Annotated in this window: 9 protein-coding genes; 5 read left to right on the top strand and 4 right to left on the bottom strand. The window is 42.8% G+C overall.

Annotation, left to right across the window (positions count from 1 at the left end; translation table 11 throughout):
* Window positions 1–8 precede the first annotated feature (8 nt).
* Window positions 9–2,348: an AAA family ATPase gene (locus HQM11_02125; GenBank protein MBF0349794.1), complete on the bottom strand. Its 2,340-nt coding sequence runs from the start codon at window positions 2,346–2,348 to the stop codon at window positions 9–11.
* Window positions 2,349–2,581: 233 nt separating this feature from the next.
* On the opposite strand from HQM11_02125, the gene HQM11_02120 reads away from it, so the two are divergent.
* Window positions 2,582–3,235 carry a hypothetical protein gene (locus HQM11_02120; protein ID MBF0349793.1) on the top strand — a complete coding sequence of 218 codons (654 nt, stop codon included), beginning with the start codon at window positions 2,582–2,584 and terminating at the stop codon, window positions 3,233–3,235.
* Window positions 3,236–3,238: 3 nt separating this feature from the next.
* On the opposite strand, the gene HQM11_02115 is transcribed toward HQM11_02120, so the two are convergent.
* From HQM11_02115 to pelG, 3 genes are all read right to left on the bottom strand, one after another.
* A complete protein-coding gene (locus HQM11_02115; protein ID MBF0349792.1) occupies window positions 3,239–4,402 on the bottom strand; it encodes a hypothetical protein in 1,164 nt (387 codons plus the stop codon).
* 139 nt (window positions 4,403–4,541) lie between these two features.
* Complete coding sequence (locus tag HQM11_02110; protein MBF0349791.1) at window positions 4,542–4,922, bottom strand: PilZ domain-containing protein; 381 nt, start codon at window positions 4,920–4,922, stop codon at window positions 4,542–4,544.
* Window positions 4,923–4,928: 6 nt separating this feature from the next.
* On the bottom strand, window positions 4,929–6,305 hold the full coding sequence (gene pelG / locus HQM11_02105; GenBank protein ID MBF0349790.1) for an exopolysaccharide Pel transporter PelG: 1,377 nt from the start codon (window positions 6,303–6,305) through the stop codon (window positions 4,929–4,931).
* A gap of 141 nt (window positions 6,306–6,446) precedes the next feature.
* On the opposite strand from pelG, the gene HQM11_02100 reads away from it, so the two are divergent.
* The 4 genes from HQM11_02100 to HQM11_02085 are packed head-to-tail and all read left to right on the top strand — an operon-like array spanning window position 6,447 to window position 16,097.
* A complete protein-coding gene (locus HQM11_02100) occupies window positions 6,447–7,286 on the top strand; it encodes an endo alpha-1,4 polygalactosaminidase (protein ID MBF0349789.1) in 840 nt (279 codons plus the stop codon).
* Window positions 7,287–7,335: 49 nt separating this feature from the next.
* The gene (locus tag HQM11_02095) at window positions 7,336–9,684 is read left to right on the top strand and encodes a hypothetical protein (GenBank protein MBF0349788.1); all 2,349 of its coding nucleotides are present in this window, start codon (window positions 7,336–7,338) and stop codon (window positions 9,682–9,684) included.
* Between the two features lie 42 nt (window positions 9,685–9,726).
* Window positions 9,727–14,610, top strand: a complete 4,884-nt coding sequence (locus tag HQM11_02090; protein ID MBF0349787.1) for a tetratricopeptide repeat protein — start codon at window positions 9,727–9,729, stop codon at window positions 14,608–14,610.
* On the top strand, window positions 14,607–16,097 hold the full coding sequence (locus HQM11_02085; protein ID MBF0349786.1) for a hypothetical protein: 1,491 nt from the start codon (window positions 14,607–14,609) through the stop codon (window positions 16,095–16,097). Before HQM11_02090 ends, HQM11_02085 begins: the two co-directional genes overlap by 4 nt.

Below are 16,097 nucleotides of genomic sequence, written 5' to 3'. Positions count from 1 at the left end.
AACTCCTGTTATTGGGAAAGAATCTTCAGGGGAAGAAGGGGGGCTGGTTTGCCAATATGGGCCAACCATAACTGGTGTGCGGCCCGTGTCGCGCCAACATACATAAAATTTCTTGATTTCACGTCAATTCCGTAAGTACCTGAGTCAGCATCCACCAGCAACACATAATCAAACTCCAGTCCTTTCACCTGTTTGATATCCGTCACTTCAATTCCGGGTGTGAACGTAAATTCCTGATCTACAATGCGTCGTAAATGAGGAATATCGGCCATTTGCAATCCCATGAAGATCTTGTCCGCATAATCAGGATTCCGTGTCAGCACCGCAACACTGGCTCCAGGTTCCCGTATCATGAGATCAAACAATGTTTCACAAAGCCAGCCGATCAGATGCCCTGTGGTTTGAAATGAAAACAGCGATACTGGTTCCCCATGCCGATAAGCCTGCCATTCCTCATTGACACTGTAAGGTCCAATCACCTCTCTTGCCACATTCATGATTTCATGGGTCGAACGATAACCAATTTTCAGCGGTGTCAACTGCTTCACCTGCAAATCCACATATTTGAACAGTTCATCCCAGTTACTCCAGGCAGAACCGGTTGCGACCTGTTGATCCATGTCTCCCGCAAAGGTGATACTTTTTTGCTGATCCGGAGTCATTGACACCAGAACCTGCAATTCCATCGGGCTAAAGTCCTGAACTTCATCCACCAGTAAATGGTGAAACATGATTCTTTTCTGTTGTTTACCCCGAAAAGGTCCCATAATGAGCAAGTACAGAAACAGGAGCAAAGTGTCGTCTTCATCATCCAGACATGCCGGCTCGTCATCCACAAACAACCTTAAATCCACCGCATCCGGATCCAGATTGACATCGCCTTTCGAGGCCTGTCGTTTCTGATAGTTTCTCACCGCCCACATCACAATTTCAGTCAACTGCTGATCTGAAAAAACTCCGGGAATCCAGCGTTGACAGGCTTCCTGCAAAGTATCTTTATGGATAAAGGCATCTTCCCAAAGTTGAACGACCAACTGAACGGGTGATTCTGTTCCGGGAAACCAATTGTCCAACATTGACAGCATCCGCTTTTGAAATACATAATTTTCGCATGGCGGAATGTCTGAAAATCTGGATTTCTTCTCCAGCCAGGCTTTGAGATACAACACTTTATCAATCAAGGGTTCTTTATCAACCCGTGCCCACAATTGAAAGGCCTGTTCCGTTTCCTGGAATTTGGAAAGATTCTCACGCACATCCTCTAAAAAGCCTGATTCTCTGCGTTGAATCAGTTCCTTGAACCAATGAATTAAAAACGGATGCTTCTTGAAGACAATCACATTCACTGGTGTATTTTGAGAATAGACATGGGGCAATTCCTGAAAAAATCGTTTTCTGAACGAAGAGGCCCAGTGCTGGTATGTCCAGGTTTTAATCCCCTGAATTCCAAGGGCTGGAAAAAATGTCGAAATATAATTGGCAATTGCGGTATTGAACACCATGCACATCACATGTTCCGGAAAAAACGACTGGGGGTATTGTGCCAACAGATATGCCAACCGATGCAATGCGACTGTAGTTTTTCCTGAACCGGCACCTCCCTGAATCAGAATCACACCGTCTTTGGGTTGAGTGATGATGTCATATTGATGCGGGTCGAGCAATGCGGTGATCTGGTGCAAATGACGATCAACACTGATTTTTTGGGATTTTTTAACAGCAGAGACTGCTCTAATGGCCGTTCCGCTACCGCCATGCAAAACTGCGTGTTGCTCCTGGATTTCGTTCCATTCGCCGGCATCATCACAAATGAGATCATAATCTTTTGAAGTGATACGTCTCAACTCACCATTACGAAACAACAGAGTCCGTCGCGCCAGCATGACACCTTCCATGAGGCGATCCCCGATTTCTTCATAATAGTCATCCTCTTCCCGATAACGATAATACAAAATGCTGATTGGCGCACTCTTCCAATCCACAACCGGACAGGGCAAATGGGATGAAAAGCAGTTTTGTTCCCCGATCAGCAAATTGCGGATTCTTGATTTTTCCCGGATTTTGATATGTCCGAAATACGGAGATTGAGAGTTAATCAGTTGAACTGTGTTTAATTTTTCCTGTTGCTGGGTTAGCAGGATCAAGCGCTCCATATCCGCGATAATGGTTGGCATGTCTTCCGTGCGGGCTTCATTGATCGAATTCCTTAATTCTATGATATCATTATAAACGCCGGAGGTCTGTTCTGGCACAGATTGAGCCAGAAGTCCCTGCCGAACCAATGCCAGCAATTTAATTTCTTCTTCAACAATTTGTTGGGCTTGATTGGATAATTTTTGAATATTCACAGACTTTTTATGGGAAAAAGGATAGAAAAAAGGTTGGATCTTTATCTGAACAAAATAGAACCGCTCATTGAGAGGGTGGGCTAATGTATAGATTCATAATCAGAGTTCAAGATGATTGAGCATTTTATTTTATTTTCTTGTAGTTTGGATCCTGCACAGATATGAACCTGCATAAAGATATTTCATTATTTTGGAATAAAATTTTATTATTTTTCTCAGGATAAATTTGCAACGTGTCAACAAAATCTTTTTCCGAAGCCAAAGCTATGCTCAATGAAATCAGTTGTGAAATAGAACAGGAAATATGTGTTTTTCACTTCATGGAAGATAAAGTTTCCGTGGATACTGGTGTCTTTATTGATAAACTGAAAGAATTGTTTGCGAACTACCCGATCCGTGGCTACATCCTGGACATGGAAAAAATTAATTTTCTTCCCAGCATGACCATTGGTTTTATTTTTCTACTCATGCGGGAATTTGGAAAACCGGAAAGTCCTTTTGTGATCACAGGTGTGAATGACATGCTGGGCAAGGTAATTACCATGGTGGGAATCAGCAAATTATGCCGCCAGTTTCCGGGTGTCGAAGAGGGACTGAAACATCTTTCTGGTCAGGGGGGATCGTTTGTTCCTAAAATCAATATCAAAGCTGAGCAGCCAGAACCTGTAGCTCCAGCTAAAGTTGAAGCACCGGTTCCACCTGTAAAACCGGAAATCAAACAGGAAGTTAAAGCCGAACCACCCAAACCTCAGAAACCAATCTCCATACCGACACCGCCTCCCCCGCCTAAACAACAAAGCCAGCCGGTTCGTGAAACAACGGAAGAGCCTGAACAAACCCTTGAATCCATTCAGGAAGAACTGAAAAATATATTCAAGGGTTTTTGATCATCAAACATCCCAGTCGTTTTCATCCTGCTCTTCAGACTTTGTCGTCTTTTCTGAAGCAGACGATGGAATGGTGTGGATTGTTACATTTTTATCCAATCCCAACATCTGAAACGTTGACAGAAAATGCTCCAACGCATTTTTGATGGAAATTGAATTAGAATGCCTGAATGTGCTCACCAACTTTAATACCAGTTCAATCACCCGACTGGTTAACGATTCTATAGATTCCAGATCAATATGAAATTCCTTCACCGGATTTTCCTGGAAAAAATCCCGGAGTGTTCCGACCACACTGTAAGATCCCGCATCCAGAGTTCCTTCATCAATGTATAGTGTGAAAATATCATCGTCCAGGCTACAATTCAGTTCACCTTCTTCACCTTCTTCGTCCACTGCTTCCGCAGAAACGACCGGAGGCACAGCTTCTTTTGGTACCACAGGAACTACTGGAACAGGCTCTGCAACGGTCTCAATTTTTTCTGTGACAGGTGCCGGAGGTATGACAACTTTGGCAGGCGCTTCGGGCACTTCCTCCTCGGCCTCAGCCAACCCTTCAGGAACAGACGTTGGAACACTCAGCAGGGATTCCGTTTTGATTTCTCTATGCGCTTCTTCGGTCAAACGGTTTTCTTCCTGGCGTAACTGCTGTTCCAGTTGTGCCAGTTTTTCCTGACGCAACCGTTCCATTTCTTCCTGAAGTTTGCGCTCCATTTCTTCACGTTTATTCTTAATTTCTTTTTGAACACTGCGCTCATCCCGCTTTTTTTCAATATCGTCCAGCATCTTGCTCAGGGTATTCGACATCTGGGCATCTTCCTCATTACGTTTTGCTTGCTGCCGGTCTTCCATATGTTTCAATTCTTCAATCTGCTTTTCTTCGAGACGAGTCCGGCGTTTTTCATATTCAATCCTGAGCTGATTCAATTCTTCACGTTTCACCTGAAGCAGATTTTCCATAATCTGGATATCTTTTTTCAATTCCTGACGACGAGTGCCAATATCTTCACGCAATGCCGCCCATTCTTTCTGGTGGCGCTGAATAATATCAGTAGCCTCTTCAATTTCCTGTAATTCTGTCTGAGAAACCTCCATCGACAGGTCCAGGCTGTGTTTCATCTGGTCCAATAGCACACTGGACAGTTTTGTTGCTTGATCGCCACTCATGGTCTTCCTTTGGATTGATATCAGTGAAAGGGAAAAAATGCCGGTTTCCGGTGTTGAACGACAGATGGTTGTCTTAAAGACGTCCATTTTTTTGATTTATAGCAAATAACAGGCACTGGGCACAAGATGCTTTTGTTTGTTACTTGAACATGTAATGTATTTCCTTGCGCCAATCCTGTTCAAATTTGAGGGTCAACCATACTTCCAGCATTTTCCGCATACGCTCCGTATTATCCTTGAATTGAACACCAAGTTGGGCCTCATCATCATTCTGTGGTATCACCCGCACCACATTCGCATTGATAAACAGTTCTTCTTCCTCATCATCCAGACTCAAAAACAGGAATGTTACCTGCAAAGGATGCCCTACCACGGCAAATTGCGAGTCCATTCCAGACAGCAGCATGCCCGTAGAGGACAGATCAATTATTTTGCCTTCGCAATAACGCAGATTTTGACGATTGACAATCAGACATGGCAGTTTCTGTTGAACCCGGTGAGAATGTCGTTCCCCTTCCATACATGATCAATCTTTAATATTGTTGGTGACGAAAGTATGAAAAATCAATTTTTCTGTATATGCCATCACATGGATACTGGTGATGATAAACGTGAACAGTGTCGCATAAAAATAACCGGCCCCATAGTATTTGAACCCCAGTTTCAAAGTGATCAATGTAAACACGGTATTGGTTAAAAAAAAGGTGACCTGAATGCGCAGTGCAATGGCTCTCTGATCAAAATATTGTACCAACACACTGAGAAACATAATCATGATTTGAAAAAAAGCGCCCATGATACCGAATCTGAAAATACCAATTTGCATGAAGTTGATGTTAAACGCACTGAAGATCCGGGGTGCGGTCAAAATACCCAACACACAGATACTCAATTGCAACACCAGAAAATTTCTGGAACTCCGCAGAACATTATTCAACAGGTTCTTGTGATTATCCCTTATCTGCGCCAGCGTGGAATAATCTGTAATTCCATGAAAAAAATGAATGTATTTTTCAAAAAAACTGGTTTCTACCGTCACAGTAAACATGGCCATGGCAGGAATAATTGAAATATATGCCAGAAACATGGCCGTGTCATAATTTGGATAAAGATTCAGAAGACTGCCAGGACGATCTGCTTCAGGTGCAAACCACATTAGAATTTTGTCAATCCATGCCGCCAGATTATAAAACAATCCGTTTAAGGCCAGTTGATAATAAGGTTTGAAATATTTCAGAAATTCGAAGGGTTTCATGAAAGGATAAGGATATTCAGCAAATATACGGCTGATCAGAATCGCCACAATGACTGCCAGTCCAAAACTGAAACTATTCAAAATTCCAGCAGAGCCAAACCGCTGTGCCAAAAAAAATGAGGCAACAATCCCGGAAAACATACCCACCCCGAACGCCGCGGTCACCAGCACATAATTATGCAACGCCGAGATGAACACAATCACCATCCAGACGGTACTAATCAGCATATAATTCAAAATTCCGGTCAGTGCCGTGCCAAATTCGAGGTTGGCATAACCCAGATAAAACGCGCATGACAATGGCAATTCAAACAAATACAAAACGATCAGAGCACCCAGCATGAGACCCGGTGTGCCTGACACATCCCGTCGATAAAGTGAATCTGCCATAAAGCGGGTCACAACCATATACAAAGGCCCGGTTGTGATGAGAGAAAAAGCAAAGTTATAGATAAGAATACGCCGGAAATCATTGATCACATCAATAGTGACAAACTTCCCCGCAACATACAAAATACTGGTCAACGCGATGATTGTGAATAACCAGGGACCCGTTGTGATTAACGCTGAATACAGATAGGCCTGTACGGACCCCATCAGATTATCCTGTCGGGTGAGTTTTCGCAGAGCAAATCCAATTCCAGCCATGAGATCTTTCAGTGATGTTGGTAGATTACAATAGAATGTATCTTTTCATGTGAATTGAAACCTGTATATTCTTACTGTGATAATTTCCCAAGACTTTATCAGCGGATTTTCTGAATTATTGTATTATTTTTTTGAGATTGTATGCTTTTGCCAATCCGTCATTCTATTTTTATTTTTCTGATCATACTGCCCGCTTTTTCCATTCATGCGGAGCAACCCAATTCCTGGATCATTTATAACGGTGCTGACATCCTTCCAGAAGCCTTTCGTGACTATGACATGATGGTCATGGATGGAAAAAATCACATTGCGCTTCGTGCATTGCTGGCCTGGGATAAAACCATCCTCGCCCGGGTCAGTCTTGGACAAATTCATGAATCAGATCCTGATTTTCAACAAGTCAAAGACGCAAACATTCTGATTGCCCCAAGTTCTGACAAGCCGGGATTCTGGTTTGTCGATATCAGGCAGGATTTTTGGCCCAAATTGATATTGGAACAAATTATTCCAGAAATTCTACACGATCGTTTCACGGGTTTAATGCTCGATTCTTTAGAGCAAATCATGGGATTTGAACAGAACAATCCCAAATACAAGGGGTTGTCGCTGAGTGCGGTTCATCTGATCCAGGCAATTCGCATGCATTATTCCACCATGCTCATGATTAATTGTGCCTGCGATCTCATCCATGACATTGCGCCCTATGCTGATATGATTGTGGGTGAATCCCTGTTTTCATTTTATGATCCCAAAACTAAAACTTACCAACTTCAGCCCAACCAGTCGTACAAAATACGAATTCAAAAAATGCGGGAAATACAAAAAACAAATCCACATATTGGCCTTTATTCTCTGGATTATTGGAATCCTGATGATCTGAGTATGATTGAGAAAATTGTTGAGGAAGAAAAAAAATCAGGAGTAATCCCTTATGTGGGTAATTTTCAACTGGATCATGTGAAAATACAGACAACTCCATAGAAAGTTTTTGAAAAACACTGAACCACAATCAACTCCATATAAGTCAACGATGAACCTCCTTAAATCATTTCAAATCACAGTCTGCTCACTCATGTTTCTGACATGTCTCCTGTCAGGGAGTGTCTGGGATAACGGGATCGTCTATGGCCAGAACTATCAATCGACAGGAACAACTGAACCAAGCGGAATTTCCATGAAAGTGCCGGCAGAACAATCCGGGGAAATTCCACGTATTATCATTGCGCTTTACAACAGTGAATCCGATGAGGCTCTCCGTCATTCGTTCACACATGTTTATGCTGAAATGCCGCTGAATCATCTGGGATTGATGGTTGAGTATCATGACATTCAGGAGAAAAAATTACCTGACATCCAAAACAATCCGAACATTAGAGGGATTCTTTCATGGTTACGGGCGGGGGATCGTATGGATGATCCTGAAGCGTTCATTACCTGGGCCTCTCGTGCCATTGATGCCGGGAAAAAACTGGTAATTCTGGGAGATCCCGGCTTTTTTGAAACGAAAAAGGGACAAGCCCTTTCTCTCAGTTCCATCAATCTGTTAATGAACCGAATAGGACTACGTTATTCCGGAGAATGGGAAGATCTCACCTACAACGTTGAAATAATATATAAAAATAAACACACTTATGACTTTGAACGCACACTGGCTGGTGGAATAAAACCAGAATACAGTCAGATGGTTCCCTTCTCCCCATTGACTCAATCCCATTTAATCATTCGAAAATACAATAATCCCGAGTCTGAAGCACATCTGGTGACCACCCATCCCAATGGCGGATATGTCTCATGGGGTTATGGGGTTTACACCCTGTTTGATGACAACGTAGATATCCGCCAATGGTATCTCAACCCTTTTGAGTTTTTCAGACGAGCGTTTGCTACAGATGATTTGCCCAAACCCGATACCAACACGTTGTCAGGCAGACGAATTTATTACAGTCACATTGATGGCGATGGATGGAATAACGTGACGGAAATAGAGGAATATAAAGAAAAAAAAATTCTTTCATCCCAGGTGATTCTGGAAAAAATACTCCTGCCTTACTCAGACCTTCCGACCACTGTTGCCCCCATCGGAGCCGAACTGGACGCAAACTGGTCTGGATCTCAAGAAAGCGAAAAAATCGCGCAGGCAATATTTTTGCTGAAACATATTGAAATAGGCAACCATACTTACAGTCACATGCTTAAATGGGATTTTTTTGAACACAATCCTGATGAAAAGGAGCAACCGTTATTACGGAGATATCCTGATCGAGGTTGGGACAAAAATTATTTAAGACAATTTTATTATATCCTCACCAATAAAGACCGGGAAGCCGCTGTTGCCATTGACCCCTATAAAATTCCCAGGGCCTATGCATCGCGCAAATTCGATCTGGATCAGGAAATTAAAGGCGCCATAAATTATTTTAATGAACTGGCGCCCCCGGGGAAAAAAACAAAAATCATGCAATGGTCAGGAAACACAACACCTTACGAAGAAGTCATCAGAGCCGCACGTTTGGCCGGCCTTTCCAATATCAATGGCGGTGATACCCGACTGGATCGTGAATATCCTTCTTATGCGTGGGTCGCCCCCATTGGCAGACCTGTTGGGAATGAACGACAAATCTATTCATCCAACAGCAATGAAAATACCTATACCGACTTATGGAGTGGTCGCTTTCATGGATACCGTTACCTTAAACACACTTTGGCCAACACCGAATCTCCTTTCCGGTTAAAACCATTTAATGTTTATTATCATATGTATTCAGGGGAAAAACTGGCCAGTCTTCTGGCTCTGACTGAAAATCTGGAAACTGCGCGATCCAGTGAGGTTGTTCCCGTGACAACCCACCAGTTCGCGGAAATAGCACAAAGCTTTTATTCGACGCGTTTGATACCGGATGGAACCGATCGCTGGCGCATTGCAAATCGGCATCAACTCCAAACCATTCGCTTTGATCATGCCACTTTCAAATCCGTCGATTTTTCCAGATCCAGAGGTGTGATTGGACAACGGCATCATCAAGGAAGCCTGTATGTCGCTCTCGACAGTCAGATAGAACATCCGGTGATAGGTGTAAAATACCATGCTGATTATTTCAGGGAACCCGATGCCTCTGTGCCTTATCTGATTCAAAGCCGCTGGCAGGTATGGGGGTTGCAAGGAATAATGCAGAATTTTTCATTTACAGCTCAGGGATTTGGAACGGGAGACATGACCTGGAAAGTATCGCCGGATACACTCTTTACAGTGACCATCACTAAAGAAGAAAAAACACCTCCTGAAATAGAGGAGGCTCGTTCGGATCATAACGGTATTTTAAATCTTTCAATCACATTAGACGCGATTGATTCTGTTTCCATCCAAATAAAGTCACCCTGATGTTTCGATCTTATTCCCCTATAAATCAGTTGGCTGTTTTTAATGCTCCGCGCATATTACATCACTGTTATTTTGTTGTTTATTTCAGGTGTGTTCGTCAGTTGGCTTATTCTGCCTGCGGATTCCGAACTGGCGTTAGTGATGTTAAAGGACAAAAATTTCGCCAATGCGCTGGAAGTTTATGAAAAAAAATTAGCGGAAGGAGACTGGTCGCAAGATGTGGTCAAGCCTCTAACGGATCTTTACCTTCAGTATGGTGAGCTCGAAAAAGCCATTCGTGTTTTGGAAAAATTCATTGAAAAAAATCCCCAGAATGTTGATGCCCGATACCGCATAGGCACTTTTTACCAATACACTCAACGACCCGATGATTACCGCCGCAATCTGGAAATTATCTATAAGCTTGCGCCTACCGCCAATGTGATTCGCGAACTGGCCGATATTTACAATTTTCAGGGTTGGTACCCCAAACAAGCCATTCTGCTCCATGAATTGATCACCAGGTATCCTCCGCCAGCCAAGGATGACACCATGAAACTGGTGTACCTGTATGCGGTACAACATAAATTCAGGGAAGCCCTGGGTCCCATTGAGATTCTTCTTACCCTCCACACCTCAAAACTTGACGCCAAAGAAATGGAATTTCTTGTCAGTGTGCTGATTGACGCTGACAAACGTCAGGAAGCCTTTGATTATGCCTGGAAATTTGTGATGCCTGACCACCTGGATGAGGCTGTCCGTCTTTCAAAAAGACTTCAGGCGAAAGGCGAGGCGCCTAACGCGCTTAAGCTCATTGAGCCTTTTGAATCTGTTGCCGATGATCATTTACACCTTCTCGTCCAATTGGTATCGCTCCAGCTTTCTCTGGGACAAGTGGATAAAGCGCTGGCCAGATTAACCCGATTGTTCAATGCGGATAAACTTAAGGATCCCGATTTGCTGGAAGAATTGATTAAAATTGTGCTTGAACGCAAAGACGCGGGTTTATTGAAACAAATTGTGGAACGTTCTTCCATGCTGGATCAAATTGAATCTGAAACCATGCTGGATATGGCGACTTTTTTAGCAGAAACCAAATCCCTTGGTGTTGCTAAAATATTTCTGGGCAAACTGAATCAGGAATATTTAGAGGAGCGTTTGGTGGTAGATGCCGTTTTGTCAACAGTAGCCCAAGCGCCGAATGCTCAGGAAAAAACAGACAGGCTTTATAATAACAATGACATTTCTGACCGCCAACGTCTGACCCTTGCCAAATTTTATCAATCCGCCGGACATTCGCAGGTGGCACAGAAACTGGCCTCCGAAATTACATCCTTTGATCATCTGGTGTTGATCAGTCTGACAGATGTCGCTGAAATTTTTAGAAGACTTGGACTGGGCAAGGTTGGTTTGAAACTTCTGCAAGACATGAGAGCCAAACGAGGCGAAAGCAATTCCTCACAAGGTGATGAACTGGATCAGGCATGGGCTACTCTTTCTCTGGCCATGGGACAAACTTCACAGATTCATATATGGTTAAACGAACCTCGTGAACGCTCACAAACACTGCTCACCGATGTTTATTTCGCGGCTATAGAGCATAAACGTTATTTGGTGGCTCTTGAGATCTCCAGGCGTTTATATGAAAAATTTCCCGGCCAGGAAACACGTAATTATCTCGTAGACGCACTGCTGGCAAACAAAATGTATGAAGAGGTTCTGCCTCACTTGAGAGAACTGGTGGCGAATAATCCTAAAAAGTGGACTTATTCTTACACCGATGTTCTGGAAAAACTAAATTATACTGATGAACTGCTTACTTTCTGGCGAAAACGGCTTCAAACACCCAATCTGAGTAAAAACGACCGTAGGGAAATTGCCTTTGTGTTCATGAAATACAATCAGATTCAGGACGCTGAAGCCATATTTATTTTACTGGCATATAACGGTGGACCGCAAAACAGGGATCTTGACCAGGTGTTGTATATCTGGGGCCCTGCTCATACGCCGGAACAGCAACAGTGGATCAAAGAACAGATTGAACAGGCTGATAATAACCAAAAAGTCGAATGGATTGAAAAACTGATTGCTGGAGGTTTAATCAATCAATATACCCATGTTTTTAATGAAATGGTTGCTCAAGATCCCCAAGTCCTCACACTGCTACGTAAAAAAGCTCATAAAGAATCAAGTGGTTGGGTCTATAGCTATTACAAACTATTGGAACAGACAGGACATCCTGACGAAATTGTCGCACTTTGGAAAGATCAGGCAACCCGGACAGACCTCAATGAAAATGATCAACGAAATGTCGCATTCCTTCTGATTCAATACAAACAGCCCGTCACCGCTGAAACCATGTTTATGACACTGGCACAAAACAAAAGTCCCAAACATGCGGATACGGTTCAATTTCTTTATTTATGGGGATCTTCTCAATCAGCGCAGGGCAAAAAATGGATTGAGGAACGCATTCGGAACTCAAAAATCAAGGATCAAACTTTATGGATTGATCAACTCATACAAAACAACCATGTTTCTCAATTCACAGTTTTATTTGAAGATCTGGCCTATCATTCTCCCGAACTGCGGAATTCCCTACGGCTTCATTCCACCACAAAACCTCTGTATTGGGTGTTCTCCTATGCGGAACTGCTGACACAAATAACGGATAAAAATGAACTCCGAAAATTATGGCAGATTCAGGCACTCCGCCAGGATATTTCAGACACTGATCAGGCAGGTATTATATACGCGCTTTCTGAACTTGGGGCCAAACAGGATGTGGAAATCTTACTCATGCGTTTAAGTTCCCATCAATCACCAGAAACCCCATACCCTCGAGATCTGCTGTATCTATGGGGCGATACCATCCCGGAACATGCGGTGACATGGCTGAAGGATCAATTGGAATCGGCCTCCCTCGAATATAAGATTTTATGGCTTGAACTCATGATACGCACGGGAACAATTGGTAAACATCCCCGGTTGTTTGAAACCACGATCGCAGAGCGTCCGGACATACTGCTGTTGTTGCGACATCAATCCCGTTATCAGCGGTTGGACTGGGTTTATAGTTATTCAGACTTTTTATCGCAGTTGAAATATCAGGAGGAAATGGGTGTATTATGGAATTATCAGGTTCAACGACCACAGTTAACGGACGATGAAAAACGAAATATTGCTTTTCTTTTGATCAACATCGGCGATAAAAAAGCCGCTGAGCAGATTTTTCTGGAACTGGCGCAACAACAGCAGGCTCAACATCCTGATGTGGAACAACTTTTTTATCTATGGGCTGAAACACCCCCCGACACCATGAAGGCCTGGATTCATCAGCGAATCAACACGTCATCTCCACAGCAAAAATTACTGTGGTACGAAACCCTGATTCAAACGGGTCTTAGTAAGCATTTCATCGCTGAATTTAAAGATTATCTGGTTCAGAATGAGCCTATAAAACCACTGTTACGAACGGTTGCGTTTGTCAAAACTGTGGCGTGGAACAGCAATTATGTTCAGCTTCTGCAAGAAATGGGAATGCCTGAAGAATCCATATTGATTCAACGCCAACTCATGACAAAGAAACAGCTTTCTGTTGAGGATCAGCGCTCATTAGCCTATCTCGCTCAGAAAACAGGCTATCCCAAAGACGCTGAAATTATCTGGATGAAACTGGCAGCAGGCAAAGGTCCGAAATCACCTGATCTGGAACAATTGATCTATTTCTGGGGAAACCACCCTGAACCTTATGCCCTGAACTGGCTGATCAGTCAGATAGATCGTGCCTCCATGGGCGAAAGAGCCGTGTGGATTGAACAAATGATTCAGTGGGGAGTCATTAAGGAGTTTTTAATTTATTTTTCCAGAGATTTGCAAAAAAGTCCCAAGGCTATCACTCCGTATCTCGTCAAACAAACAGCCGCACACCCGGTTGAATGGAGTTTTTCACTGATTGATTTTCTCGAAAAAATGGACCAGAAAACCGCAGCCCTTGATGTGTGGAGTGAATTAACCTCCAGAACAGAACTTCCCGAAGAAGATCAACGGAACATCGCCTATTTCCTTCTGGACAAAGGCCGCAAGAGTCCAGCACAAAAAGTTTTGTTACGGTTGAGCCAAAATCAGAAACCGGATAGTCAGGATGTGCAGCAATTGTTATATTTGTGGGGTCCCAGACCTGATGCTGAACAAATCGCATGGTTGCGGCACCGCACAGAATCAGCTCCCGAAGCGGAAAAGATTCAATGGTTCAGAATCCTGCAAAACATTGGACAAACCAAACTTGTTTTTAAATATATTGAAAAAAAATCCACTCCGAACTCTGTAGTCCTCAGAGATTACTATCTTTCTCTCTTAAAAGACCAACGCAATAAATCAAAATTTAAACAGATGCTTGCGTTTGAAATATCCAATGAAATTAACCCTGTTCGCTTGGAACAACTTTCAAAAATGGCTCAGGAACACAATTATCCTGCCATTGCTGAAACGGCGTTTTCCAAAATTGTCGCCATGAATCCTGAGCATCAAACAGCAAAAACTGAATTAGGCAAAATATATTATTCCCGAGGTCAATACGACCTTGCTGAAACATATCTGGCCGCCAGTGTTACCCCTGAAGCCGAAGATCTGAACGCTGTTTATACCTATGGGGATCTCCTGTGGCAAAAAGGTAAATATCGGGAAGCCAACAAATTTTTTGACAGGATTCTTCAGCAACTGTCCGAAAATAAAGCCAAACCCATGGATCAGCAAATTATGGCCGCACAAATTTACCATAAAAACAAACAAACAGATAAAGCCATCGATATTTACAGAGAGCTGGCTGAAAAAAATCCAGATAATCGACAACTCCGGGCTGATTTAGCCAATTTGCTGCTCAGTGTCCGTCGTTATAAAGAAGCTCAAGCTCTTCTTTTAAAAATTGAAGCCAACAAAAAACAATGACTTCCCAGCCATTAAGAACCGTTCTGTTGCTGTTAATTATCCTGAATTCAAGGATGCTGTTTGCTGTTGAAATTCAGATGACATCTGATTTTCAGGCATCAAAGGGAATCATCGCGTTTTCCTGGCAATCTGTTGCTTCTTACCAGGCGGATGTTACCACCAAAGAAATATTGATACGTTTCCGTGAACCTGTTCACATGACTATTCCTGAAAGTTATTATCAGCAAAGTAGTGGCTGGATCGAAGATTTTTCGTTGGGCTATGATTCCATCCTGCTTCGTTTTCCTGAGCAGATCAACTGGAAGCATGTTGAAAAGAACAGCTTTATCCTGATTTTGATTCGGCAAGTGCATGAACCTGATCAGGAACTTACATTACTGGCCCAACTACTGGAATCCGAATTGCGTCTGCAGGAAGGATATGAAGAAGAATATATTGATTTTATAGAGAACCTTTACAAAAAAAAATCTGATAATATTGATATCATCATGCGCTATGCCCAGGCCGAATACAACATTGGCAGGATTATGAAAAGCAAGGCTCTTGCGGATCAGGCATTATCCATCTCACCCTGGAATCAGAGTATTAAAGAATTTCAGGAATCATTAACTGCCCGCCCATGGATTCTTGCTGAGATCCGCTTCAAGGAAACCAGCACTTACCTAGCGGAAAATATTTATTACTTGCAAACCGAATATGGCCTTGAACAGGACAATACCCTGGGTATGGAACTGGCGGAAGAACTGGTTTATGACGGCACTGTCCAACAAGGTCTGGATGCGGGATTATCCACCTGGCAAGGCCCCAAATACTATGGGCACTTTTATTTAAGACATGATTATGATTCTGGTAACAAGGCAATTGCCTCCATTTTCATGAATCAACGGACGCCTGGAATCGGTGCGAGTTATTACTGGTGGGACTTCAAGGGATTTCTGGGCGTTCATCTACAATATAGAAAACCCTACTGGGATTCTCTTTCATTCATTCTGGGTGATGGCACCAGAGATCAACTTAAAATCGAAAGGTACTATCGATTCACACCCTTTTTTACCATCACACTGGATGCCAGTTTACGCAAATATCAATTGAATGGTGATTATGAATATTCCAGAACTTACGCAACCCATGGAAATCTTCATTATCAGTTTCCAGAATATCATCTGCTAAGTTTTCTGTTTGGTGCCAATCATTTGTTTACATTTGATTATGACTATGATCAGGAAACACCGCTGACAGGGCCGATGCGTGTTCACACGCACAAAGTCACCTGGGCTCTCAATAAAAAATTTTCCGGCTCATGGGATAATCTGTGTTTTTATAGCTATACGCTTAATCTCATTGGCCCCAACAGTTGGACAGCAGGAGATCGAATCACGTTCCATTCAACCAAATCAACCGATTTCTATGCGGCCTATAACTATACCCACGAATATTGGTTTGTGATTACTCATGATGTGATGCTGGGGATTCAGCATTTTTTCTGA

It is taken from the genome of SAR324 cluster bacterium (assembly GCA_015232315.1).
Taxonomy (GTDB): Bacteria; SAR324; SAR324; order SAR324; family NAC60-12; genus JADFZZ01.
The sequence above is the reverse complement of the archived record's forward strand: the minus strand, read 5'-3'. Positions and strand labels throughout refer to the sequence as shown.